The sequence below is a fragment of the Actinoplanes rectilineatus genome (genome assembly GCF_000962825.1).
Classification (GTDB): Bacteria; Actinomycetota; Actinomycetes; order Mycobacteriales; family Micromonosporaceae; genus Actinoplanes; species Actinoplanes rectilineatus.
This window is the reverse complement of the sequence record NZ_JZKF01000024.1, coordinates 21,697-43,764: the sequence shown is the minus strand read 5'-3', so window position 1 is coordinate 43,764 and position 22,068 is coordinate 21,697. Positions and strand designations below refer to the sequence as shown.

Below are 22,068 nucleotides of genomic sequence, written 5' to 3'. Positions count from 1 at the left end.
ACTAGATGAGTGCCCGTTCCCGGCCGGGTCCGAACCGGTCGAGCACACCGGTCGGTGCCAGCGCCTTCACCAGCACCCAGCCGCCGAGTCCGGCGAGCAGGGCGCCGCTGACCACGGTGAGCAGCGCGTACGGCACGCGGTAGTCCCACAGTGCGTACTTGGCGTTCCAGACGAAGAAGTCGAACAGCGCCGCGGTCACCCCGGTCATCGCGCCGGCCAGCAGCGCGGCCGGCAGTCTCCAGGACCGGTAGAACAGGACCGCGAACGCCAGCTCGGCGCCGAGCCCCTGGACCAGTCCCTGCGGGATGACGGTCGCCCCCCAGGCACTGCCGAGCAGCGCGGAGACGATCGCCGCGACCGCCTCGGTGTACAGCGACGCGCCCGGCTTGCGGATGATCAGGCCGCCCAGCACGGCCGGCAGCAGCCAGACCCCGTAGAGCAGGGTCTGCGCGGGCGGGAAGAAGGCGAAAGCGGCCTCGGTGACGCCCCAGACCGTGTTCCAGGCCCAGAAGATCACGCCGAACGCCACGGCGATGACCGAGGCGATCACGATGTCTATCGTGCGCCAGCGGTGACGGTTGTCCATGATTTGCCTCCCAGCGGGTACCGGGAGGAGACGCATGCCGGCACCGGGCGACGTTGCCCGGAACGCGGCACGGCTGTGAGAGACCGAACTTCCTGCGCTGGCATTACCCAGATCAGGTACGAGGGTCTGCGGGTCCACCCGCACTCTCAGCGCTGTGCGCTCCCCTGTCGGATTACATGTGCTTCGATGACGCTAACACCCGGTTAACGGTGCGGCACAGGGAGGGACCGGTCACATGGAGATCAAAGCCCGAGGCATGACCTTCGACCTGTACGAGGGGGGACCGTCGGACGGCGAACCGGTGCTCCTGCTGCACGGCTTCCCGCAGGATCACCGGGAGTTCGATGCGATGCTGCCGCACCTGCACGCGGCCGGGCTGCGGACGTACACGGTGGACCAGCGCGGATACTCGCCCGGCGCCCGGCCGGGCGAGGCCGCCGCGTACCGGATCACCGAGATGACCGCGGACGTCCTCGCCCTGCTCGACGCGCTCGGGCTGGAGTCGGCGCACATCGTCGGGCACGACTGGGGCGCGAGCGTGGGGTGGCTGCTCGCCGCCAACCACCCCGGCCGGGTGCGGACCCTGACCGCGGTCTCGGTGCCGCATCCGCGGGCGATGATGCTGGCGATGCGGGTCCGGGCCTCGCAACGGGCGCGGATGGCGTACTTCCAGGTGTTCCGGTCGGCGTCGGCGGAACGGCTGCTGCTGGCCCGCAACGGGACCCTGCTGCGCTGGATGCTGCGGCCGCTGCACCACGCCGAACAGTACGTGGCGGCGATGCACGAGCCGGGCCGGCTGACCGGCGGTCTGAACTGGTACCGGGGATACCGGACCGCGGACGTCGCGGACACCCCCACGGTCACCGTGCCGACCACGTACGTGTGGAGCGACCGGGACGGGGTGGTCGGCCGGACCGCGGCGCTGCGGACCGCGGACTGGGTGGATGCGGACTACCAGTTGGTGGCGATGCGCGGGGTCAGCCATTGGGTGCCCGAGCAGGCGCCGCGGGAGCTGGCCGGGTTCGTCCGGTCACGCATCGGCGTTTGACCATGTGGTGGACGGGGAATGGCCGGGCGATGGCCCCCTCGTCGCACCAGGAAAAATCGCACCAGGAAACCGAGAAACAGCGGTGGGACCGGAACTTCGCGGATCTCCTCCAGGAGTTGCGCGTCGCGCAGACCGGCGTGCAGATCCTCTTCGCGTTCCTGCTCACCCTGCCGTTCAGCAGCGGATTCCCGAACACCACCGACATCCAGAAGGACATCTACGTGGTCGCCCTGATCAGCGCGGCGTTCGCCACCGCGATGATCATCTCGCCGGTGGCGTTCCACCGCGCGCTGTTCCGGCAGGGCCGTAAACCGGAGCTGGTCCGGTACGCCCACCGGATGGCCACCGGCGGCCTGGCGTTCATGCTGATCGCGATGGTCAGCAGCGTCCTGCTGATCACGGACTATCTGCTGACCTGGAAGTGGGCGATCCCGCTGACCGTGCTCACCGGCGGCTGGTTCCTGACCTTCTGGGCGCTGCTCCCGTTCGGCCACCGCAACTGGGGCGATGACACCGACCAGGACGGTTACATCATGGACGACGCCGCAGACCGAGCTTCCTGAGTTCCAGCTCCGCCAGGGCGTCCACCGCCGCGCCGTCCCCGGCCCGCCAGCTCTGGGCGATGTCCGGGCCCAGCTTCGCCAGCTGGTTGAGCGGACGGGAGGTGAGCGCCCGCAACGCCAGCAGATCCCGGCCGGCCGGGTCGTCGCGGACCGCCGCGGCGACCCCGGCCCGCCGGATCCAGCGCAGCCGCAACGGCAGCCAGAGGAACAGCACCAGCGCGATCGGCACCGCGATCGCCACCAGCGGCAGGATCAGCGCCAGCTGGTCGACGAACGCCTGCTGGTCCCGGCCGGCCTCGGCGAGGTTGCGGGCCGCGTCGGCGGCGCTGGTGAACGGCTTGGTGAGCTCGTCGCCGACCAGTGGGACCCGGCCCACCTTGCCGCCGGCCTCGGCCAGGTTGTCGGCGATGCCGCCGCCGGCGCTCTCCAGTTTCTGACCGGGCACGGCGAGCTGCAGCACCACATCGTGCACCCACAGGGCGACGCGAATCCACAGGTAGACCCAGAGAACGACGAGTATGTCGGTGATCAGTTGGCGGATCGCGGTCGGCATGCGGTCGGCGTAGAGCTTCACCCCGGAAGCGTCGCACCCCGCGCGCCGTGGCGCATCACCGGAGAATCAGCGGCCCTCACGGGCGTGACTGACCGCGTCGGCCACGATGTGCGCGACGTGCTCGTCGACCAGCGAGTATTCGATCTCGCGGCCGCGGCGGACGCCCCGGACCACGCCGGCGCCGCGCAGCACCCGCAGATGCTGGGACACCAGCGGCTGCGGGGCGCCGAGCTTCTCCACCAGGTCGTGGACGCAGCGTTCGCCGGCGCCCAGCTCGACCACGATGGCGACACGGATCGGCGCGGAGAGCGCCCGCAGCAGCGCGCTCGCCGGCTCGTAGGCCTCGTAACCGGTGACAGTCATATGTGTGACAACCGTACAGGTGGGGTGGTCAGGACTGCAGGACGACGTCCGGCGGCTCGGTGTCGGCGGCGGCCCGCGCGGGACGTCGCAGGCGCCCCCGGACGGTCGCGGTGATCGCGGCACCGAGGAAGGCCGCCAGCGCGAGGAGCACGGTGGTGGCGCCCGGCGCGGTGTCCGCCTCGGCCGACACCAGGATGCCCGCGCCCGCCGAACCGACGCCGACCAGCATGGCCAGCGCCATCGTGCCCTTGAAGCCGCGGGTGACCTGCTGTGCGGCGGCGACCGGGACCACCATCAGGGCGGAGACCAGCAGCAGGCCGACGGTGCGCATGGCGATCGTGACGGTGATCGCGGTGGTCACGGCGAGGAGGATGTTGAGGGTCCGTACCGGCAGGCCGCTGACCTTCGCGTACTCCTCGTCGTTGCAGAGGGCGAACAGGGCCGGCCGGAACACCAGCATCGCCACCAGTACCGCCGTGCCCAGCACGCCGATGACCACGATGTCCTGCGCGGACGTGGTGATCAGCGAACCGAAGAGGTACTGCATCAGGTTGGCGTTGCTGCTGTTGTCGGAGAGGCCGACCAGCACCACGCCACCGGCGATGCCGCCGTAGAAGAGCAGTGCCAGCGCCAGGTCGCCGGAGGTGCGCCCGCGCTCGCGGATCAGCTCGACGCCGACCGCGCCGATCGTGGCGACCAGTACCGCGGTCACCACCGGGGAGTTGTCGGTGAGCAGGCCCAGACCGACGCCGGTGAGGGCCACGTGTCCAATCCCGTCGCCGATCAGCGACAGGCGCCGTTGCACGAGGTAGATCCCCAGGGCGGGCGCGGCGAGACCGATGATCAGGGCGCCGGCCAGGGCGCGGAGCATGAAGGGGTACGCCAGGAGCTCCATCAGAACGTCGTCGTCCCTTCCGTGGGAGCCCACTCGCAGATGGTCGCCTTGACCTCGTCGGCGTGCGGGTGCACGTGGTCGTGTCCCGGCTCGGCGTGGTGCCCGGCCGGTTCCGGTGGCGTCCCGGAATACGCGATCCGGCCCTCGTGCACCACGACGGACCGGCCGATCAGCGGGCGCAGCGGGCCCAACTCGTGCAGGACCAGCAGGATGGTGCCGCCGCCGGCGGCGAACCGGGCGAGCGACGCGGCGAACGCCTCCTGGCTGGCGGCGTCGACGCCGGCGTTCGGCTCGTCGAGCACCAGCAGGTCGGGTTTGCCGGCGAGCGCCCGGGCGATCAGGGTGCGCTGCTGCTGGCCGCCGGAGAGGGTGGCCACCGGGTCGTTGATCCGGTCCAGCAGGCCGACGTCGGTGAGCGCGTCGCGGACCGCGGACTTGTCGGCGGCGCCCGGGAAACGGAAGATGCCGCGCCGGGCCAGACGGCCCGACGCGACGACCTCGCCGACGGTGGCGGGCACGCCGCTGCCCGCGCCGAGGCGCTGGGGGACGTACCCGATCCGTTCCCAGTGCCGGAACCGGCGCTGGGGTGTGCCGAACAGTTCGATCTCGCCGCGGCGCAGCGGGACCAGGCCGAGGACGGTCCGGATCAGTGTGGACTTGCCCGATCCGTTGGCGCCGAGGACCGCGACGACCTCACCGGCGGTGACGCTCAGGGAGATGTCCCGCAGGATCTCGCGACCGTCGTAGCCCGCGGCGCCGTGCCGTACCTCGACGACACTGTCGGCATCGGTCATGCGGAACACTCCAGTGCTGTGGTCAGGGCGGCCAGGTTGGCGCGCATCACCGAGAAGTAGTCTGCTCCCTCCTCGGTGATGCCCTCGAGCGGGTCCAGGACCGCGGTCTTGGCGCCGACCTCCTGCGCGATCGTCTCGGCGACCTTCGGGCTGACCAGGGTCTCGAAGAAGATCGTGGTGGTGCCGCTGGCCTTGGCGGTCTCGGCGACCTCGGCGAGGCGCTGCGGGGACGGCTCGGCCTCCGGGTCGATGCCGGTGATGCCGACCTGGGTCAGGTCGTACTTCTCGGCCAGGTAGTGGAACGCGGTGTGGCTGGTGACCAGTTCGCGGCGGGCGCAGGTCTTCAGGCCGGCGGTGTACTCGCCGTCGAGCGTGGTGAGCTCGGTGTGCAGGGCGGCGGCGCGGGCGGTGTAGTCGGCCGCGTGGTCCGGGTCGGCCTGGCCGAGGCGCTCGGCGAGCTTGTCGCCGATGGTGGCGAGCCGGGTCGGGTCGAGCCAGACGTGCGGGTCGGTGCCGTTGGTGCTCTCCTGCTCGTGCTCCTCCTCGCCCTCGGCGTGCTCCTCCTCGCCGTGCGGGTCGGCCTCGGTGGCGGCCAGCAGCTGGACCGCGGAGCCCGCGTCGAAGACGTGGTCGCCACCGTTCTGCTTCACCGCGTCGTCCACGGCGGGCTGGAAGCCGCTCAGGTAGACGACCAGGCCCGCCTCGGTGATCTGCCCGACCTGGCCGGCGTTCAGTTCGAGGTCGTGCGGCTCGGCGCCGGGCTTGGTGAGGTTGGTGACGCTGACCGCGTCGCCGCCGATCCGCTCGCTGACGAACTGCAGCGGGTAGAACGCGGTGACCACGGAGAGTTTGCCGTCGTCGGCGCCCGCGGTGCCGCCGCAGGCGGCGAGGGGGATGGTGAGGAGCAGGGCGGGGAGCAGGCGGCGCATCATGCCACCAACTGTCGTCGATAATGACAATGATTGTCAAAAGCGCATGGGTTCCACCGATCAGGTGACGATCTTGGAGATGGCCCCCGCGATCAGCAGCGTGAGCAGGACCAACCGGACCACCCGGGTGACCCCGGTCTGCACCGGCCAGGTGGTGAAGGTGAGCGTGCCCACCCCGGCCGCCAGCACCACCAGCAGCAGGGCCCCGACGATGCCGGGCAGGAACAGCCCGGCCAGCAGCAGGACGAGCGCCCCGGCGAACGCCGCCGTCGGGTTCACCCGGGACAGCCGGCGCAGAAGATGATCGGGCGGGGTCACTGGCGGCTCCTGTCGGCGTGCGTACCCTCGGTCACATGCTGGTGCTCAACCGCTTCACGGTCCCGCCGGACACGCAGGACGACTTCGCCGCGCGGGCCCACGCCGCGCTCGACGCCCTGGCCCGCAGCAACGGGTACCGGTCCGGCAAGCTCACCCGGGCCATCGAGGATCCGGAGCACTGGATCCTGGTCACCGAGTGGGAGTCGGTCGGAGCCTACCGGCGCGCGCTCGGCGGATTCGACGTCAAGGTGCACGCCACCCCGCTGCTCGCGCAGGCCCTCGACGAGCCGTCCGCCTTCGAGACCCTGGCCGAGGCCGCACCGGGCGAGCCCGTGGTCGTCAGCGCCAGTGACCGGGCCGCCGATCCCTGGCGCTGACGGTCAGGTGCACTCGCGCGATCCACGACACAGGACCTAGGCTGGGAGACATGAACCCGGCGCCGCCCACCGCATACTTCCCGCCGCCTGAGCCGGGTTCCACGGTGCCGCCGCCGCCCCAGGGTCCCGGCGTGCACCCACCCTTCCCGGCGCCGCCGGTCGAGGGCCGGGGCAAGCGGATCGGACTCGGGCTGGGCATCGGCGCCGGTGTGCTGCTGCTGGTCTGCGGTGGTGGCACGGGCGCGCTGATCGGGCTGGGCGCCGCGATGGAGTCGTCCTTCGACGAGCAGGCCGGGGTCGTGGTCAGCCGCTACCTCGACGCCGTGCAGGACCGGTCGTTCTCCGAGGCGTACGACCAGCTGTGCCAGGACGCGCAGGACGACGAGAGCAAGGCGCAGTTCATCGCCCGGATGTCGACGGGGGATCCGTTCACGTCGTACACCGTCGGTGATCTTGATCTGGTGACCGGCTCGGTCCCGGTGGATCTGCGCTACGCCGACGGCGACGTCGAGCAGGTCTATGCCGAGCTCGGGCAGAACACCACGACAGGCGCGTTCGAGGTGTGCGGCGTCGGAGAGTAATCTCACTGTTCGTCCTGACACATCCACGTTTCCCCGCCGACACCCAGCCGGCGTAGGAGGAGATCCACATGCCTGCCGACCGTATCGACGCCGTCGTCAACCTGGCCAAGCGCCGGGGCTTCGTCTTCCCCTCCAGCGAGATCTACGGAGGCACCCGCTCGGCGTGGGACTACGGTCCGCTCGGCGTGGAGCTCAAGGAGAACGTCCGCCGGCAGTGGTGGCGCACCATGGTCCAGCAGCGCGACGACATCGTCGGCCTGGACTCCGCCGTCATCCTGTCCCGCGACGTCTGGGCCGCCTCCGGCCACCTCGACGCGTTCGTCGACCCGCTGACCGAGTGCCAGTCCTGCCACAAGCGGTTCCGGGCCGACCACCTCGAGGAGGCGTGGGAGGCCAAGCACGGCAACCCGCCGGCCTCGCTGCAGGAGCTCAACTGCCCGGACTGCGGCAACAAGGGCACCTTCACCGAGCCGAAGATGTTCAACGGCCTGATGAAGACCTACCTGGGCCCGACCGAGAGCGCCGAGGGCCTGCACTACCTGCGCCCGGAGACCGCCCAGGGCATCTTCGTCAACTACAACAACGTGGCCACCGCGGCCCGCAAGAAGCCGCCGTTCGGCATCGCCCAGATCGGCAAGAGCTTCCGCAACGAGATCACCCCGGGCAACTTCATCTTCCGTACGCGTGAGTTCGAGCAGATGGAGATGGAGTTCTTCGTCGTGCCCGGCAGCGACGAGGAGTGGCACGAGTACTGGTTGCAGCAGCGCTGGAACTGGTACACCGACCTGGGCCTGTCGGAGAGCAACCTGCGCTTCTTCGAACACCCCAAGGAGAAGCTCTCGCACTACTCGAAGCGGACCGTCGACATCGAGTATCGCTTCCGGTTCGGTGGCACCGAGTTCGCCGAGCTCGAGGGCATCGCCAACCGCACCGACTTCGACCTGGCCACGCACTCGAAGCACTCCGGCGTCGACCTGTCCTACTTCGACCAGGAGAAGGGTGAGCGCTGGGTTCCGTACGTCATCGAGCCGGCGGCCGGCCTGACCCGCGCCGTGCTGGCGTTCCTCCTCGAGGCGTACGACGAGGACGAGGCGCCCAACACCAAGGGCGGCGTCGACAAGCGGACGGTCATGCGCTTCGACCCGCGGCTCGCGCCGATCAAGGTCGCGGTGCTGCCGCTGTCGCGCAACCCGGAGCTGTCGCCGAAAGCCCGCGAGCTGGCGGCGAACCTGCGCAAGCGCTGGATCGTCGAGTTCGACGACTCGCAGGCGATCGGCCGCCGCTACCGCCGGCAGGACGAGATCGGCACCCCGTTCTGCGTCACGGTCGACTTCGACACCCTCACCGACGACGCGGTGACGGTCCGGGACCGCGACACCATGAAGCAGGAGCGCGTCTCCCTCGACCAGATCGAGGACTACCTGATCAAGCGCCTGCCCGGCTGCTGAGGTCTCCGCCCCCGCCCCGGCGTCAGAAGACGAAACCGCCGGGGCGGTGGTTGCGGTCGGCGATCAGGCCGGCCAGGGTGGCGACGGCGATCTCCGCCGGGGTACGCGACCCGATGTTCAACCCGACGGGCCGGTGCACCCGGGCGATCTGATCCTCGGGCACGCCCCGTTCCCGCAGGGCCGCCACGTGCGGGCCCTCGTGACGCGGGTTCCCCACGATCCCGACCCACCGGGTCCGGGCCCGCAGCGCCTCCTCCAGCAGGATCCCGATCTCCGGCCGGTGGTGGTCGGTGAGCAGCACGTCGGTGTGCTCGTCGAGCCCGGCCGCGGACAGGTCGTGGACGAGCGCGTCGCCGTGTGCCCGCGGGGTGCCGCCCAACCGGGCCGGGTCCGGTTCCACCAGCACGGTCCGGAAGCCCAGCTCGACGCCGAAGCGGACGAGCATCTCCGCCGTCGGTGACGCGAACACCGCCACGAGCCGCCTGGGCCCATCCACACTCATCCTGCCGACTCTGCCAGAAGTGCCGATGGCCCGCCTGCTGGACGTCGACTGTGGCCTTGGCCACACATTCACCTTCTGTGATCATCCTGTTGACGGAAAGAAACGCCTGGTTAACCATCGTGGTCGATGCGATGAGCTGGGCGGCCGCCGATTTTCCGGGGCATCGCGCCGTTGAGCGATGCTCTATAAAGAGTCGATCTTTTTTGAGTGAAGACACTCGATCGACTAAGGCGGGAACATTTGCGGAACAGAACAATCCTCGCCGGGCTGACGATCTCCGCGGTCGCCGTGGGGCTGGCCGGAAGTGCCCCGGCCCTCGCTGTGGTCAACGGCTCGGCCGTCGCTGACGGCACCTACGGCTTCGTCGCGCACGTCGCGGTCGGCACCCCGGAGACCGGCGGGCAGGCCTGCACCGGCGCGCTCGTCGACCCGCAGTGGGTGATCACCGCGGCGGCCTGCTTCGCCGTCGACGGGCAGGCCCCGGCGGCCGGCAAACCGTCCCGGCCCACCACCGTGACGATCGGCCGCGCCGACCTGAGCGGGACCGCGGGCCAGGTGCGCACCGCCGCCCGGCTGGTGCCGCACCCGAGCCGCGACGTGGTGCTGGTCCGGCTGAACCAGCCGACCACCGTCACCCCGGTCGCCCTGGCCGCGACCGCTCCGGCGACCGGTGACCTGCTGCGCGTGGCCGGGTACGGCCGGACCGCCACCGAGTGGGTGCCGGGCCGGCTGCACAGCGCCCAGTTCCAGGTGAACACGGTCGGCGCCGGCCTGCTCGACGTGGCCGGCGTGACCGAGAACCAGCCCGGCGTCTGCAAGGGCGACGCCGGTGGGCCCGCGCTGCGCGAGACCGGTGGCGTGACCGAGCTGGTCGCCATCAACCACGCCTCCTGGCAGGGGGGCTGCATCGGCGTGGACGAGACCCGCCGGGACGCGACCGAGACCCGGATCGACGACCTCGGCTCGTGGATCCGGACGTACGCGCCCGGTGGGTTGGCGGAGGACCACCGCGACGACGTCAAGATGGTCTACAGCTACGCCGACGGCTCGGTCGGACCGTTCACCTTCACCACCGCGGCGGACGGTGCGATGACCGCCCGCGGTGGCTGCCGCACCGCCGTCGGGCTGTACAACGTCAACCGCCTGAAGACCTTCAAGGGCGACTTCAACGGTGACGGCCGGATCGACCAGGTGGTCCTCAACGGCGTCGCCGACGCTCAGACGCTCACCCTGGACACCTTCCTGACCAACGCCGACGGCACCTGCTCGGCCGGCGTCCGGTCCTGGACCAGCACCACCTTCGGCACGTACGAGCGGCTGCTGATGACCAGCGGCGACTACAACGGCGACGGGCGCACCGACCTGGCCGGGTTCTACAACTACGCGAACGCCTCGATCGGCCTGTTCACCTGGATCGCCCGGGCCGACGGCACGTTCGGGTCGCCGACCCGCAGCTGGTTCAACGACGCCACCCCGTACTGGGGCGAGATCGCCCGGATGAAGGTGTTCAGCGGCGACTTCAACGGTGACGGCCGCGACGACGTCGGCTCCTTCTACAAGTACGCGGACAACAGCGTCGGCATCTACAGCTGGACCTCGACCGCGGCCGGTGGCTTCGGCGAGGACGCCCGCGTCTGGTCCGTCCCGGCCTCCCCGTACTGGGGCGACCCGGACCGGCTGCGGATCGCCGCCGGCGACTTCAACGGTGACGGCCGTGGCGACGTGGCCGGCTTCTACAACTACGCCAGCGGCGAACTGGCCATGCTGACCTGGACCGCCAAGGCGGACGGCACCTTCAACAGCCCGTTCAGCTCGTACAAGTCCACCACCAGTGGCTGGGGCTCGTGGGACCGGACCCGGTTCACCTCGGGCGACTTCAACGGTGACGGCCGCGACGACCTGGCCGCGCTCTACGGGTACGCCGACGGCAGCCTGGGCCTGCACACCCTGGTCGCCAACGAGCAGGGCGGCTTCGCGTCCCCGGTGCGGTCGTGGACGTCGGCCACCTTCGGCTCGTACGCCAGCATCAACCTCGCCGAAGACCCGGTCTGATCTCACCGATTCGAGTCCAGGGTGCCCTTCGTGGCACCCTGGACAGCGTGACTGCACCGCTCATGCTCGGCAACCATGCCGTCAATCCGCCCGTCGTGCTGGCCCCGATGGCGGGCATCACCAACGTGGCGTTCCGGCGACTCTGTCGCGAGCAGGGTGGCGGGGTCTACGTCTGCGAGATGATCACCACACGGGCGCTGGTGGAGCGGATCCCCAAGACCCTCAAGATGATCGCGTTCGCCGAGGACGAGGGCTTCCGCAGCCTGCAGCTCTACGGCGTCGACCCGGACGTGACCGCGGCCGCGGTGCGGATGATCGGCGAGGACGGCCTGGCCGACCACATCGACCTGAACTTCGGCTGTCCGGTGCCCAAGGTGACCCGTCGCGGTGGCGGTTCGGCCCTGCCCTGGCGCCGCCGGCTCTTCGCCCGGATCGTCCAGCAGGCGGTCGCGGCGGCGAAACCCTACGGCATCCCGCTGACCATCAAGATGCGCAAGGGCATCGACGACGACCATCTGACGTACGTCGAGGCCGGTCTCGCCGCGCAGGAGGCCGGCGTCGCCGCGGTCGCCCTGCACGCCCGCACCGCCGAGCAGCGCTACTCCGGCAAGGCCGACTGGGATGCGATCGCCACCCTCAAGCAGGCCCTGGACGTGCCGGTGCTCGGCAACGGCGACATCTGGGAGGGCTCCGACGCGCTGCGCATGGTCGCGCACACCGGCGTCGACGGGGTCGTCGTCGGCCGCGGCTGCCTGGGCCGCCCGTGGCTCTTCGCCGACCTGGAGGCCGCGTTCACGCAGGGCGACGGCTACCGTCCGGTGCTGCCCACCCTGGGCGAGGTCGCCAAGATCATGTCGCGGCACGCCCAGCTGCTGGTCGAGGCGCTGGAGGACGAGAAGCACGGCTGTGCCGACTACCGCAAGCACGTCGCGTGGTACCTCAAGGGCTTCCCGGTCGGCAGCGACCTCCGCCGCCGGCTGGCGATGATCTCCTCGTTGGCCGAGCTCGATGACCTGCTGGCCCAGCTAGACCCGTCGATCCCGTTCCCCACCGACGCGCTGGGTCAGCCCCGGGGCCGGGTCAACGCCCCCGGCAAGGTCTCCCTGCCGCACGGCTGGCTCGACAGCCGCGACGAGGACGTCGTCCCCGAGGGCGCCGAGACCGACGAGTCCGGCGGCTGATTCCTCAGGTACGACCTACCGGGAGCCCCCACCCACCCGCGACCTGAGCGTCACTCCGGCCTGTGCCGCCACCGCCGGGCTGAGATCGGTGTGCATGCACCCGTTCCGGTGAATCCATCGACTATCCTCTTGGCTGAAAATAAGTCAGAACTTATTTTTTGGTGTCATGTGGGAGGTTGTACTGCTGGCCCCGGTGGAGGAGTGGTTTCTCAGCCTTTGCGAGGAGGACCCGACGACCGCCAACCGAATCACGGAGGCGATCGACCACCTCTCGGAGGTCGGGCCGGGACTGGGGCGGCCAATGGCGGATCGGGTACACGGAAGCACGCTGCATCATTTGAAGGAGTTGCGTCCCGGCTCGGCCGGTCGTTCAGAGATTCGGCTGCTGTTCGTCTTCGACGTTCAGCGTGAGGCGGTGATCCTGGTCGGTGGGGACAAAGCCGGGCACTGGAATCGCTGGTACAAAGAAAACATCCCGATTGCCGAGAGCCGGTACGAGGAATACCTGATCGAACGCGAGAAGGAGAAGCCATGACCGGTCGGCGGTGGAGTGAGGTCAGGGCCGAGGCGATGGAGCGGCAACCCGCGCTGGCGACTCCCGAGGCAGCAGCGGAACGTGCTGCCGTCCGGGTCGAGAACGTCGGCCGGATCCGTGGGCACGAGCTGGCCGAGATGCGGAAGTCGGCCGGCCTCACGCAGGCCGACGTCGCGACCGCACTCGGTGTGACCCAGGCCCGTGTCTCGCAGATCGAGCACGGCCATGTCGACAGCCTGGACACCCTCCGGGCCTACGCCGAGGTGTTGGGCGCCGAGGTCTCCGTCGTGGTCTCCCGAGGGCCGATCACGCTCCGGGTCGCCTGAGACGGCCCGGAACCGGGTGGTCAGCGGGGGACGTGGTCGGTGGACCGGGTCAGGGACTGCCAGCGGTCGGTCTCCTCGGCGACCGCGGCCAGTTTGGTGCGGATGTCGGTGAGGGTGGAGCTGCCGAGCGGGATCCTGGCCGGCATCTGATCCAGCCCGGCGACGGTGAGGATCGCGGCGGCCGCGCGGACCGGGTCGCCCTCCTGGTTGCCGTCGGTGGCGTCCGCCCAGGCCCGGGAGGCGCCGCCGGTCGGTGTGTAGTCGTCGATGACCAGGGCGGCACGCCGCAGGGAGGTGCCGCTGAGGAAGTCGGTGCGCAACGGGCCGGGCTGCACCGACGTCACCTGGACGCCGAGTGGGGCGAGTTCCAGCCGCATCGCCTCGGTCAGCCCCTCGACGGCGAACTTGGTGGCGCTGTAGACGCCCCCCAGCCCGCCCAGGCGGCCACCCCGCCGGTGGAGCTGATGTCGAGGACCCGGCCCCGGCCGGCGGCCCGCATCACCGGCAGCACCGCGCGGGCGACAGTGAGCAGGCCGAACACGTCGGTGTCGAAGACGTCGCGCACCTCGGCGTCGCTGCTCTCCTCGACCGCGACCACCGGGTCTCCGAACACCGGCACGGGGTGAAACGGTTCTTCCACGAGGCCGTCGGCGATATGCGGCTCAACTGGCAGACGCTTCTATCTGCCCGGCGGCCTCGGGCAGAGCGTCGTCGTCTACAGCGCCGACACCGGCTCCCCGTCCGAGGAGAAGCTGCGGCTGCTGGCCAGCTGGACCGCCGCCCCTACCGATTCAGTTGAACCGCCACGATGATCGCGGCGATCAGGGCGAGGGCGGCGACGATCGCGGCGGCGATCTTCACCGCGCTGTACGGACGCTCGCCCGCCACCTCGGCGGTGCGGCCGTTGACCACCACGTTGAACGTCCGGCCGGCGTGCAGGTAGCAGGCGATCCACACCGGCAGCAGCATCAGCTTGAACATGACGTGGTGGTACTCGGTGTCGACCGCGTCCACCCGCTGCTCGTCGCCGCCGATGTCGTCCCGGCAGTCCCGTTCGATGACCGGGGCCATCCGGGACTTCGCCCGGTCCAGGCCGGTCTCCGGTTCGACGTCGTAGCGCAGCGTCTCGTGCCCGGCCAGGAACTCCGGCCGGTACGCCTGCGACTCCAGCAGCGGCCACGGCTCGAGACCGTCCAGGTGGTCGGGCAGCACCCGCCCGGTGCCGGCGACCAGCACGTCGTCGAACGTGCGCTGGACCGTGCCGGAGGCCGGCCACCAGCGGGTCTTACGGACCTGCCGGGACTTGGTCTCGCCGTTCTCGGTGTACGTCTCGGTGACCCAGTAGTGCTCGCCGCGCTGCCCCCGGTAGTGCGACACGGTGTGCGCGTCGTACGTCCAGTGCGGCAGGTACGAACTGTGCGCCGACTCCGCCTCGGTGACCTTCTTGAGGCTGTTCGGCGCGAACCACCGCGACGACGCCCAGCCCTGCAACGCCTCGCGCAGGGCCGGCTTGTCCACGGTGAACGGCAGCACCGCCTCCGGGACGACCTGTTCGCCGGAGGTCACGTCGGCGACCAGGGGCGCGCCGCAGAACCCGCACCGGTCCGAGATCTTGTCGCTCTGGGTGACCGCACCGCAGCCCTGGCAGGTGAACGTGTGCGGCGCCAGGCTGGCGATCGGTTTCCGGGGCAGGACGGCGAACGAGGCGTACGCGTGTTCCCGCACCGCCCGTGCCGGGGCGGCGATCGGCGTCTCGGCACCGCAGTACGGGCATTTGAGGACGCTGGTGCCGGGCGCGAACTCGACGTTGGCCCCGCAGTTCGCACACGGGTACTGGGTCTGCTGGGCCGTCATTGCGGCGGCAGGGGCGGCGGAACCGCGGCGAACACGCTGTTCAGTTCGGCGACCTGCCCGGCGGCGGTCCACCCGGCCATCCCGCTGCGCCACACCAGGGTGTCCCGGGTCAGCGTGCCGGAACCGGCGTGCCCGGTGAGCGCGGCCAGGTCGAACGGCCCCTGCTGCTGACCGCCGAGGGCGGCGAACCACTCGCCGGCCGGCAGCGGCGGGGGAACGATCGGTGGCGGTGTCGCGGCCATCGACTGCGCGGCCCGCTGCCCGGCGGCCATGCCCAGCCCGAGGCCGATCGCATCGCCGGCGCCACCCGGGTTGCCGGCGGCGTCCTCGATCGCGTTCGCGGTCTGGAACTTCGTGTACGCGTCCAGGTCGCCCAGCACCCCCATCGAGGTGCGCTTGTCCAGCGCCTGCTCCACCTCGGGCGGCACCGAGATGTTCTCGATGACGAACTTGGGGATCGCGATGCCGGACGAGTCCAGCTCGTCGGTGAGGACGGCGGCCAGGGTGCTGCCGATGGAGAGCTGCTTGGCGGCCAGGTCCAGCATCGGCACGTTCGCGGTGGCGAGCGCGCTGCCCAGGTGGCTGACGACCAGCTGCCGCAGGTATTCCTGCACCTCGGCGGTGCGGAACTGCGGGTCGGTGCCGACCAGTTCGGTGAGCAGCTTGCCGGGGTCGGTGACCCGCATGGCGAAGGCCCCGAAGGCGCGCAGCCGGACCGCCCCGAACTCCGGGTCGCGAACCATCACCGGGTTCTGCGTGCCCCACTTCATGTCGGTGAACTGCCGGGTGTTGACGAAGTACACCTCGGCCTTCCACGGCGACTCGAACCCGTACTTCCAGCCCTTGAGGGTGGACAGGACCGGCATGTTCTGCGTGGTCAGCGTGTGGGTGCCCGGACCGAACACGTCGGCGACCCGGCCCTCGTTGACGAACACCGCGGTCTGCGACTCGCGGACGACGAGCTTGGCGCCCATCTTGATCTCGTTCTCGTAGCGGGGGAACCGCCAGACGATCGTGTCGCGGCTGTCGTCCAGCCACTCGATGATGTCGACCAGCTCACCCTTGAGTTTGTCCCAGAGTCCCACGCCGGTGTCCCCTCGCCTGTGCCGATCTTCGTGCGGCGCCGACCGTACCAAAACCGGTCTAGCTGGGAGAAGGCCTACCGGCGGAGGGTGACCAGGGCGGCGGCGAGCAGCGGCACACCGGCCAGCACGAACAGGGTGCTCAGCGGGAGCGGCACGGCGAACAGGGCGTAGATCGCGACGGCGAACACCTCGGCCCCGAAACCGCTCACCGACAGCACCGTGGTCCGGGCCGGGCCGCTGATCGCCTCCTGCAGGCGCGTCCCGGTGTGCACCACCGCGAACTGCAGCGCCCCGAAAGCCACCGCGACCACCAGCAGGCCGGCCGGATGCGGCACGGTCGCGCCCATCGCCAGCAGCGCCGCCGCCAGGGTGAGGACGCCGGCGAGGCGCCGCGGCGAGGTGCGGGGCAGTCGTGCGGCAAGTGCGCTTCCCCCGGCCATCGCCGCCGCGGTCAGAGCAAACAGTGGGGGTACGCCGTGAGCGCCCGCACCCTTGTCCGCGGCGAGCAGCGGAAGGTACTCGTCGAGCGCCCCGAACCCCGGGACGAGTGCCGCCACGAGCAGCAGCCGCAGGACGCGCCCGTTCCCGGTGGCCTCCCGCAGTCCCGCCCGCAGGACCGCCCGGTAGCCACGGTCGTCCGGCGCCGGCACCACGGGAGCCGCGATGCCGGGGGCCACCCCGGGACGGTTCGTGCTGCGGTCGTCGGGGGTGTGGCTCGTACCCCGGCGTGGTTCTTCCGGGAGACGCAGCGCGAGGAGACCGCCCAGGGTTACCGTCGCGATGCTGATCGCGCCGACCAGCCGATAGCCGCCGGCGGCCAGGGCGGGAGTGGCGAGCAGGGCCGCGGCAAGCATGCTGAGCTGCGCGATCGTGCCGCCGCGGCCGATCGTCCTGGTGTAGCTCTCCGGATCGCCGGACCGGTCGTGGACCAGCGACTCGAGGGTGCCGGAACTCAGCGCCCCGCCGGCGCCCCACAGCACGAAGCCCAGTGCGAAGCCCGGGTAGGACGGCCGGAGCAGCCAGACGGCGTAACCGGTCGCGGTGAGGAACTCACCGAGCGCGTAGACACGCTTGCGGGACCAGACGTCGGCGAACGCGCCGGACGGGATCTCGCAGACGAAGGACACCACCGACCAGATCACGAACAGCGACGAGATCTCGCTGGTGGTGAGCCCGGCGCCGGCGAAGATCAGCGCGTAGACCGGGTAGAGGAGCACGCCCTCGGAACAGGCGCGAACCGTGTAGTAGAGCCGCTGTCAGCGTCAAACCGGGTGCATGAGGCCAGTCTGCCGCACGCGTCAACGCAATTCGGCCTCGTCGGCGGCGGCCCGGCCGGACTCCCAGCCCTCGAGGCTGTCGATGCGGCTGCCGCGGGCCCGGACCGTGCGGGGGAAGACCTTCTCCATCTGCTCACGCACCTGGATGTCCCGGGTCCGCAGCACCGGCAGCAGATCGTCGCGCTCGGCGAACTCGCGCTCGGCGACCTGGCGCAGCCGCTCGCCGATCCGGTGTGCGTAGGCGACCAGGAACGACCGGCGGAACGCCTTCACCCGGGCGCGCCCCTTGCCCGGCTCGTCGCGGGTCATCGCCCGGTTCGCCTGGACCAGCAGCGAGGTGTGCAGCAGTTCGACCGCGTCGATGTCGGCGTCGAACCCGAAGACCGTGCTGAAGCCCAGCTCCGGCGACCAGACCGTGCGGCACGAGTTGGCCCGGGCCACCGCGTCGAGCAGGCTGGCCTTCTCACTCTCGTAGGGGTGGTCGACGCCGATCCGCCGGGCGAACGGGGTCAGATCGACCGCCGGGGCGGTGACCTCCTCGATCCGGTATCTGGTGATCAGCTCCTGGGCCTTGGCGCTGTAACTCTCCGCCTCGGCCGGGAACTCGGTGGCCTCCGCCTTGGCGAGCAGCGCCCGCACCCGGTCCAGCATCTTCGAGTCGCCGTGCCGCGGCACGGTGGTCAGCGGGGTGCCGGGCGGCGGGATGAGGATCTCGATGCCGGGCAGCCGCCGCAGCTCGGCGAGCAGGTCGAGGGAGGCGTCCAGCACGGCGATCCGGTCCGGCCGGCGACCTTCCGGGGTACGCGTGACGCCGGCCTGATCCTGCCAGCGCGGGTCGACCGGGCTCTTGCCCCGGAGGAAGGCGGCCGCGGCGTCGGCGACCAGGGGCGGCTGGAGCGGGTTGCCGCGGCGCGCGACGGCCCGCTGCAGTTCGAGGGGTTGCCAGCCGGACCGGAAGAGCCGGTCGAACTCGGCGTCGAGGGCCACACGCATGGCGATGTCGACGTCAGCGGCGGTGACCCCGGTGAGAGCGTCGAGGGCGGCCTCGTGTCCGAGGGCTCCGGAACGCAGCCCGTCGATGATGGTCCGGGCGCTCATGGAACAGGATGGTAGTTGCCGGGGTCCTGGTTCCCGGCCAGGACCCCGGCACCGTGCTCGCCGAGCGACCGAACGGGCACGGACGCAAAACGCCACCGACGGGATAAACCTCACGTCAGTGGACCTTTCGGTGCTGCCTTCACAGCATGCACGCCGCTCAATCATCAAACAAGGGGTAACGTCCCGGAAACTTAGAGTTCCGTAGTCGAGCCCGCTGCTATGGATCTGCCGAGGGGGTGGGCGGGGAGGGCGGTGCGGGCCCTCCCCGCCAGGGGTGGCGATCATGGGATCCGCCGGCCGGGCTCAGACGTCGAGGTCGTTCTCGATGCGCTTGAGCTGGTGGCGGGACATCGCCAGGTTGGCCCGGTCGCGGCGCAGCGCCACATAGAGGAAGAGGCCCTTCCCCGAGCGGCTCGTCAGCGGCCGGATCATGTGGTACTGCGTGTCCAGCGTGATGAGGATGTCCTCGATCTTCTCGGAGAGGTTGAGCATCTCCATCGCCCGGAGCTTGGCCCGGACCACGTCGGTGTTGCCCGCGGCGGCGACCGTCAGGTCGAGTTCCTTGCCGCCGCCGAGGGTGCCCAGGGCCATGCCGCTGGTGTGGTCCACGAGCGCGACGCCGATCGCGCCGTCGATCTCCATGACTTCCTTCAGTGCGGTGTCCATGTCGGGCATGGGTCGTTCTCCTATCACTGTGGTGGGTGGTGATGGAAACTGCCGGTCAGCCGGCCGCCTGGTGGTGGCGGGCCACGGTCGGCAGGGTGGCCATCGGGGTACGCCGGGCCAGCGGTGCCGACGGGCCGGACTGCGTGGGGATCTCCGGCCGCGGCGGGGGCGGCGGCGGGGGGAGTTGTTGCTGCGCGGCGGTCGCGTTCTGGACGGCCATGAGCTTCACGAGCCGGCGCACCGAGCGCCGTGCCTCGAGGTGGACCATGGCGAGGTTGGCGTCGCCGGAGGTGACCAGGGTGAGTAGCCCGTTCAGCCCGGCGGTGTACGACGTGATGTACCCGCCGTCGCACTCCACTACGGATTCCCGCAGGTCACCGTGGCTGACCGCGTGCGCGAAGCGCCGGGCCAGGGCCAGGTGGGCCGCGGCGAGCGCGGCCAGGGTGTCCGGTTCCAGTCCGTGCGAGTCGTGTGCGACGACCAGCCCGTCGGCGGTGGCCAGCACGCTGCCGGAGAGTTCGGGCACTCTGCTGCGCAGGCGTCCGAGTTCCTCGAGTACCGCCGGATCGACCGTGGTCATCCTCTCCTCGCTCCTTCAGCTGATCGGGGGTGCGCGGGTCACCGCAGTGCCCTCAAGGCGGTGCGGATGCGCTTGAGAAGTACTTCGTCGGTGCCCTGATGCACCGGCGGGTTCTCGGCGGCTGCCATCTCCTTGGGCAGCTTGGCGCCGGGCTTGCGGCGGGCCAGCCGGGGAAGCCGGTTCATCCCCGTCGCGCTGTCGCCCCCGCCGGAGGCGGGTGGTGGGTCACTGTTCGCCGGCGACATCCGGGCGGTGTGCCCCGCGCCGTTGATCACGGGTACGAGCGGAACGTCCGTCTCGTCCATCGGTGCCCGGTCGAGCGGCACCCGGGGCCGTTCGCGGGGTGCCGGCGTGCGGTCGGCCGGTGCCTGCGCCCGTCCGGCCGGTGGCGCCACCGCGGCCGGTGCCCGGTCGAGTGCCACCGAGGCGCCACGGGGCTGCGGTAGCCGGATCAGGTCGGTGCCGTCGCCGGCGCGTACGTCCGGAAGCTCGATGAGGCCCAGTGCCGCGAGGCGCCGCAGTTCCTGGATGGTCGCGTAGCCCGCGCGGCCCAGCAGCTGGGCCAGGTCGCCCGGGGTGCGCTGGCCGTCGGCGTGCACCAGCAGCTCCCATTGCAGGGAGGTCAGCGTGACGCGTTCCCGCGGGGCCCGGGTCACCGGGATGACGGCCGCGGTGTCGATGCGCTGGTCGGGGAAGATGTCGTCGAGCAGCCCGATCCGGCGGCGCACCTCCCGGCTGACCGCGGTCGCGTCGATGTGCACGACCGGGCCGAGCCAGTGGGTGGCGCCGGCGACGAACTCGACCGGTGCGGCGGTCGCGCCGAGCACGAAATACGCCGCGTCGTAGGTGGCGCCGAGCACGCAGAGTTCCAGTTCGCCCTGTGTCAGGTGGCCCTGCTCGACGATCAGCCGGCCGACCCGGGAGTGCGAGCCGCCCATGTCGAGCGCGCTCTGCCAGGTACGCCCGGCCAGCCGGCCGGAGGAGGTGAGCAGTTCGCCCACCCCCGGCGCGGACGACGACTCCGCGTAGATGACCCGGCCCTCGAAGATGTAGACCGCGCCGCCGGGGTGGCCACCGACCACCAGCGCTCCGGTCTTCCGCTCGCCGGCGGCCCGCGTCAGCAGGTTCCCGGGCGTCGCGGTCTTCGTGGGGGCCACCTCGTGCTCCTGTCCGTCTTCTTCGTCGGGTTCTCCGGGGATCCGCCTGCCGTGCTCATCGGGCCGTGACCAGCTCGTCGGCGAGGCGTTGCATCTTGCGGCGAGCCACGGCGAGGTTGCCGCGGACCCGGTCCAGCCAGACGTAGAGCACCAGTCGGCTGTCGAACTCGGTCTGGACGAGCCGCAGGAGGTGATAGCCGCCCGCGGTGGTGATGATCAGGTCTTCGAGCAGGTCGTGCGGTACGGCCGAGACGTACAGCGATCGGCTGGTCGCGGCCTGGACCACGTCCGCCGTACCGGCCGCGGCGGCTTCGTGGTCCTCGTTGGGTGCGGCTCCGGTCGTGGCGACCGGGAAGCCGGTGGTGTAGTCGACGATGCTGGCCCCGACCGCGCCAGGGATCGTCATGGCCTCCTGTAGACAGTGGTCGACGCCGGGCACTTCACTCCTCAGCGCTGTTCTTGTCGCTTCCGGTGACGAGGATTGATTCCTCACCACCACCGTGGGCCATCCTCCGGTGACCCTGCGACGACAAGTCGCACGTTTTGTGCGTCATGGTCCGGTCGGCGGTGGCCGTTGGGGTTGCGGACCGGTGGTGGTGGCGAACCGCCGCGGCCGTCGTCGCTGCCGGGGCGGCACGATCAGCCGTGCGTCGATCTCCACCCGCGGCAGCTCACCCAGCCAGTGACGCTCGTCGGGGGCGAACCAGGCCGGGGCGCCGCTCTGGCGCACCAGCACGTGGGTGGCGTCGGCGATCACCGCCACCACCCGCAGGGCCAGCTCGTGCTGACCCAGCCAGCCGTCCCGCAGCAGCACCCGGGCCACCTGGCAGGTGTCGCGTCCCTCCGCGTACGCGTCCCGCCAGGTCTGCGGGTTCAGCCGCCCGGAGGAGACCAGTCGTTCGCCGATACCGGGGCAGGCCGGCGATTCGGCGTACGTGATGCGGCCGGCGACCAGGTAGAACACCCCGCCAGGGGTGCCGCCGACGTGCAGCGCGCCGGTCCGTCCCGACTCGCCCAGATCGGTGAGCAGGCGCCGCATGGTCGCGGTCGCCGGTGAACCAGGAATCACGGAACGTCATCCTGGGGTCCATCGAGCGATGTCGTCGCACCTGAGGTGCGCTGTCGGTACCGGGGTCATTCTTTAGGGTGCGGCCGGGCGATCAGGAGACCGCGGCGGAACACCTGGTGGCCATGGGTGCGCGACCGGTCGACATCGGTCAGCGGAGCGTGCCGTGGATGGTGCCGGCCGACCCGGAGGGCAACGAGTTCTGCTTCCTCAGCAGCCGGACCATGCCTTAGG

General features: G+C 70.8%; 29 protein-coding genes and 1 riboswitch. Of the genes, 10 read left to right on the top strand and 19 right to left on the bottom strand.

From position 1 onward, the window contains the following. Position 1: 1 nt before the first annotated feature. A complete protein-coding gene (locus WH85_RS19620; RefSeq protein WP_045743365.1) occupies positions 2-586 on the bottom strand; it encodes an ECF transporter S component in 585 nt (194 codons plus the stop codon). Positions 587-657: 71 nt separating this feature from the next. Further along, positions 658-762: riboswitch (TPP riboswitch) on the bottom strand. A gap of 59 nt (positions 763-821) precedes the next feature. Here WH85_RS19620 and WH85_RS19615 point away from each other — a divergent pair. Next, positions 822-1,634 (top strand): alpha/beta fold hydrolase, encoded by an 813-nt coding sequence (locus WH85_RS19615; protein ID WP_045743364.1) that lies wholly within the window; start codon positions 822-824, stop codon positions 1,632-1,634. Positions 1,635-1,663: 29 nt separating this feature from the next. Beyond that, positions 1,664-2,197, top strand: a complete 534-nt coding sequence (locus tag WH85_RS19610; protein ID WP_045743363.1) for a DUF6328 family protein — start codon at positions 1,664-1,666, stop codon at positions 2,195-2,197. Here the strand turns inward: WH85_RS19610 and WH85_RS19605 are convergent. Genes WH85_RS19605 through WH85_RS19580 form a run of 6 tightly spaced genes read right to left on the bottom strand, consistent with a single transcriptional unit; the run spans position 2,166 to position 6,049 of the window. After that, positions 2,166-2,771: a hypothetical protein gene (locus WH85_RS19605; protein WP_045743362.1), complete on the bottom strand. Its 606-nt coding sequence runs from the start codon at positions 2,769-2,771 to the stop codon at positions 2,166-2,168. The genes WH85_RS19610 and WH85_RS19605 overlap by 32 nt on opposite strands. Before the next feature lie 45 nt (positions 2,772-2,816). Then, entirely contained in the window at positions 2,817-3,113 is a 297-nt protein-coding gene (locus WH85_RS19600) for an ArsR/SmtB family transcription factor (protein WP_045743361.1), read from the bottom strand. 28 nt (positions 3,114-3,141) lie between these two features. Beyond that, a complete protein-coding gene (locus tag WH85_RS19595) occupies positions 3,142-4,008 on the bottom strand; it encodes a metal ABC transporter permease (protein ID WP_045743360.1) in 867 nt (288 codons plus the stop codon). Then, on the bottom strand, positions 4,008-4,802 hold the full coding sequence (locus tag WH85_RS19590) for a metal ABC transporter ATP-binding protein (protein ID WP_045743359.1): 795 nt from the start codon (positions 4,800-4,802) through the stop codon (positions 4,008-4,010). Before WH85_RS19590 ends, WH85_RS19595 begins: the two co-directional genes overlap by 1 nt. After that, entirely contained in the window at positions 4,799-5,734 is a 936-nt protein-coding gene (locus WH85_RS19585; protein ID WP_045743358.1) for a metal ABC transporter substrate-binding protein, read from the bottom strand. The genes WH85_RS19590 and WH85_RS19585 overlap by 4 nt, the downstream gene beginning before the upstream one ends. 57 nt (positions 5,735-5,791) lie before the next feature. Next, positions 5,792-6,049: a DUF6703 family protein gene (locus tag WH85_RS19580; RefSeq protein WP_045743357.1), complete on the bottom strand. Its 258-nt coding sequence runs from the start codon at positions 6,047-6,049 to the stop codon at positions 5,792-5,794. A 35-nt stretch (positions 6,050-6,084) separates the two neighbouring features. Here WH85_RS19580 and WH85_RS19575 point away from each other — a divergent pair, with 35 nt between their 5' ends. The 3 genes from WH85_RS19575 (at position 6,085) to WH85_RS19565 (ending at position 8,455) form a co-directional block, all read left to right on the top strand. Continuing rightward, on the top strand, positions 6,085-6,426 hold the full coding sequence (locus WH85_RS19575) for an antibiotic biosynthesis monooxygenase family protein (RefSeq protein ID WP_045743434.1): 342 nt from the start codon (positions 6,085-6,087) through the stop codon (positions 6,424-6,426). A gap of 50 nt (positions 6,427-6,476) precedes the next feature. Next, positions 6,477-7,007 carry a hypothetical protein gene (locus tag WH85_RS19570; protein ID WP_052720551.1) on the top strand — a complete coding sequence of 177 codons (531 nt, stop codon included), beginning with the start codon at positions 6,477-6,479 and terminating at the stop codon, positions 7,005-7,007. 68 nt (positions 7,008-7,075) lie between these two features. Beyond that, positions 7,076-8,455: a glycine--tRNA ligase gene (locus WH85_RS19565; RefSeq protein WP_045743356.1), complete on the top strand. Its 1,380-nt coding sequence runs from the start codon at positions 7,076-7,078 to the stop codon at positions 8,453-8,455. A gap of 22 nt (positions 8,456-8,477) precedes the next feature. On the opposite strand, the gene WH85_RS19560 is transcribed toward WH85_RS19565, so the two are convergent. Then, entirely contained in the window at positions 8,478-8,957 is a 480-nt protein-coding gene (locus WH85_RS19560; RefSeq protein ID WP_045743355.1) for an XdhC family protein, read from the bottom strand. A gap of 240 nt (positions 8,958-9,197) precedes the next feature. Here WH85_RS19560 and WH85_RS47095 point away from each other — a divergent pair, with 240 nt between their 5' ends. The 4 genes from WH85_RS47095 to WH85_RS19540 all read left to right on the top strand — a co-directional run bounded on the left by WH85_RS47095 (position 9,198) and on the right by WH85_RS19540 (position 13,051). Then, positions 9,198-11,009: a trypsin-like serine protease gene (locus WH85_RS47095; RefSeq protein WP_169792468.1), complete on the top strand. Its 1,812-nt coding sequence runs from the start codon at positions 9,198-9,200 to the stop codon at positions 11,007-11,009. Between the two features lie 62 nt (positions 11,010-11,071). Next, on the top strand, positions 11,072-12,190 hold the full coding sequence (dusB, locus tag WH85_RS19550) for a tRNA dihydrouridine synthase DusB (RefSeq protein ID WP_045743354.1): 1,119 nt from the start codon (positions 11,072-11,074) through the stop codon (positions 12,188-12,190). A gap of 166 nt (positions 12,191-12,356) precedes the next feature. Next, positions 12,357-12,725, top strand: a complete 369-nt coding sequence (locus WH85_RS19545) for a type II toxin-antitoxin system RelE/ParE family toxin (protein WP_045743353.1) — start codon at positions 12,357-12,359, stop codon at positions 12,723-12,725. Continuing rightward, a complete protein-coding gene (locus tag WH85_RS19540) occupies positions 12,722-13,051 on the top strand; it encodes a helix-turn-helix domain-containing protein (RefSeq protein WP_045743352.1) in 330 nt (109 codons plus the stop codon). Before WH85_RS19545 ends, WH85_RS19540 begins: the two co-directional genes overlap by 4 nt. Positions 13,052-13,071: 20 nt before the next feature. On the opposite strand, the gene WH85_RS52310 is transcribed toward WH85_RS19540, so the two are convergent. From WH85_RS52310 to WH85_RS19490, 11 genes are all read right to left on the bottom strand, one after another. After that, positions 13,072-13,428, bottom strand: a complete 357-nt coding sequence (locus tag WH85_RS52310) for a Rossmann-fold NAD(P)-binding domain-containing protein (RefSeq protein ID WP_052720549.1) — start codon at positions 13,426-13,428, stop codon at positions 13,072-13,074. A gap of 8 nt (positions 13,429-13,436) precedes the next feature. After that, complete coding sequence (locus WH85_RS53745; RefSeq protein ID WP_052720548.1) at positions 13,437-13,670, bottom strand: SDR family NAD(P)-dependent oxidoreductase; 234 nt, start codon at positions 13,668-13,670, stop codon at positions 13,437-13,439. A 164-nt stretch (positions 13,671-13,834) separates the two neighbouring features. After that, positions 13,835-14,905, bottom strand: a complete 1,071-nt coding sequence (locus WH85_RS19530; RefSeq protein ID WP_045743351.1) for a TFIIB-type zinc ribbon-containing protein — start codon at positions 14,903-14,905, stop codon at positions 13,835-13,837. Beyond that, positions 14,902-15,990: an SPFH domain-containing protein gene (locus WH85_RS19525; RefSeq protein WP_045743350.1), complete on the bottom strand. Its 1,089-nt coding sequence runs from the start codon at positions 15,988-15,990 to the stop codon at positions 14,902-14,904. The genes WH85_RS19530 and WH85_RS19525 overlap by 4 nt, the downstream gene beginning before the upstream one ends. A 74-nt stretch (positions 15,991-16,064) precedes the next feature. Then, positions 16,065-17,207: an MFS transporter gene (locus WH85_RS19520; protein ID WP_083449112.1), complete on the bottom strand. Its 1,143-nt coding sequence runs from the start codon at positions 17,205-17,207 to the stop codon at positions 16,065-16,067. Between the two features lie 81 nt (positions 17,208-17,288). Then, positions 17,289-18,365: a DUF2786 domain-containing protein gene (locus WH85_RS19515; RefSeq protein ID WP_045743349.1), complete on the bottom strand. Its 1,077-nt coding sequence runs from the start codon at positions 18,363-18,365 to the stop codon at positions 17,289-17,291. 303 nt (positions 18,366-18,668) lie between these two features. Further along, positions 18,669-19,040: a hypothetical protein gene (locus tag WH85_RS19510; RefSeq protein ID WP_045743348.1), complete on the bottom strand. Its 372-nt coding sequence runs from the start codon at positions 19,038-19,040 to the stop codon at positions 18,669-18,671. Between the two features lie 46 nt (positions 19,041-19,086). Continuing rightward, positions 19,087-19,611, bottom strand: a complete 525-nt coding sequence (locus WH85_RS19505) for a roadblock/LC7 domain-containing protein (protein WP_045743347.1) — start codon at positions 19,609-19,611, stop codon at positions 19,087-19,089. Positions 19,612-19,649: 38 nt separating this feature from the next. After that, on the bottom strand, positions 19,650-20,768 hold the full coding sequence (locus tag WH85_RS19500) for a DUF4388 domain-containing protein (RefSeq protein WP_045743346.1): 1,119 nt from the start codon (positions 20,766-20,768) through the stop codon (positions 19,650-19,652). 55 nt (positions 20,769-20,823) lie between these two features. Beyond that, the gene (locus tag WH85_RS19495) at positions 20,824-21,174 is read right to left on the bottom strand and encodes a roadblock/LC7 domain-containing protein (protein ID WP_245674011.1); all 351 of its coding nucleotides are present in this window, start codon (positions 21,172-21,174) and stop codon (positions 20,824-20,826) included. A gap of 144 nt (positions 21,175-21,318) precedes the next feature. Then, positions 21,319-21,837: a hypothetical protein gene (locus tag WH85_RS19490; RefSeq protein ID WP_157411096.1), complete on the bottom strand. Its 519-nt coding sequence runs from the start codon at positions 21,835-21,837 to the stop codon at positions 21,319-21,321. Positions 21,838-21,914: 77 nt separating this feature from the next. Here WH85_RS19490 and WH85_RS19485 point away from each other — a divergent pair, with 77 nt between their 5' ends. After that, on the top strand, positions 21,915-22,067 hold the full coding sequence (locus WH85_RS19485) for a VOC family protein (RefSeq protein WP_245674010.1): 153 nt from the start codon (positions 21,915-21,917) through the stop codon (positions 22,065-22,067). Position 22,068 lies beyond the last annotated feature (1 nt).

Coding starts and splice junctions, on each gene's coding strand:
- WH85_RS19620 (WP_045743365.1), bottom strand. CDS start 586: ATGGACAACCGTCACCGCTGGCGCACGATAGACATCGTGATCGCCTCG.
- WH85_RS19615 (WP_045743364.1), top strand. CDS start 822: ATGGAGATCAAAGCCCGAGGCATGACCTTCGACCTGTACGAGGGGGGA.
- WH85_RS19610 (WP_045743363.1), top strand. CDS start 1,664: ATGGCCCCCTCGTCGCACCAGGAAAAATCGCACCAGGAAACCGAGAAA.
- WH85_RS19600 (WP_045743361.1), bottom strand. CDS start 3,113: ATGACTGTCACCGGTTACGAGGCCTACGAGCCGGCGAGCGCGCTGCTG.
- WH85_RS19595 (WP_045743360.1), bottom strand. CDS start 4,008: ATGGAGCTCCTGGCGTACCCCTTCATGCTCCGCGCCCTGGCCGGCGCC.
- WH85_RS19590 (WP_045743359.1), bottom strand. CDS start 4,802: ATGACCGATGCCGACAGTGTCGTCGAGGTACGGCACGGCGCCGCGGGC.
- WH85_RS19585 (WP_045743358.1), bottom strand. CDS start 5,734: ATGATGCGCCGCCTGCTCCCCGCCCTGCTCCTCACCATCCCCCTCGCC.
- WH85_RS19575 (WP_045743434.1), top strand. CDS start 6,085: ATGCTGGTGCTCAACCGCTTCACGGTCCCGCCGGACACGCAGGACGAC.
- WH85_RS19570 (WP_052720551.1), top strand. CDS start 6,477: ATGAACCCGGCGCCGCCCACCGCATACTTCCCGCCGCCTGAGCCGGGT.
- WH85_RS19565 (WP_045743356.1), top strand. CDS start 7,076: ATGCCTGCCGACCGTATCGACGCCGTCGTCAACCTGGCCAAGCGCCGG.
- WH85_RS19560 (WP_045743355.1), bottom strand. CDS start 8,957: ATGAGTGTGGATGGGCCCAGGCGGCTCGTGGCGGTGTTCGCGTCACCG.
- dusB (WP_045743354.1), top strand. CDS start 11,072: ATGCTCGGCAACCATGCCGTCAATCCGCCCGTCGTGCTGGCCCCGATG.
- WH85_RS19545 (WP_045743353.1), top strand. CDS start 12,357: ATGTGGGAGGTTGTACTGCTGGCCCCGGTGGAGGAGTGGTTTCTCAGC.
- WH85_RS19540 (WP_045743352.1), top strand. CDS start 12,722: ATGACCGGTCGGCGGTGGAGTGAGGTCAGGGCCGAGGCGATGGAGCGG.
- WH85_RS52310 (WP_052720549.1), bottom strand. CDS start 13,428: ATGCGGCTGGAACTCGCCCCACTCGGCGTCCAGGTGACGTCGGTGCAG.
- WH85_RS19530 (WP_045743351.1), bottom strand. CDS start 14,905: ATGACGGCCCAGCAGACCCAGTACCCGTGTGCGAACTGCGGGGCCAAC.
- WH85_RS19515 (WP_045743349.1), bottom strand. CDS start 18,365: ATGAGCGCCCGGACCATCATCGACGGGCTGCGTTCCGGAGCCCTCGGA.
- WH85_RS19510 (WP_045743348.1), bottom strand. CDS start 19,040: ATGCCCGACATGGACACCGCACTGAAGGAAGTCATGGAGATCGACGGC.
- WH85_RS19505 (WP_045743347.1), bottom strand. CDS start 19,611: ATGACCACGGTCGATCCGGCGGTACTCGAGGAACTCGGACGCCTGCGC.
- WH85_RS19495 (WP_245674011.1), bottom strand. CDS start 21,174: ATGACGATCCCTGGCGCGGTCGGGGCCAGCATCGTCGACTACACCACC.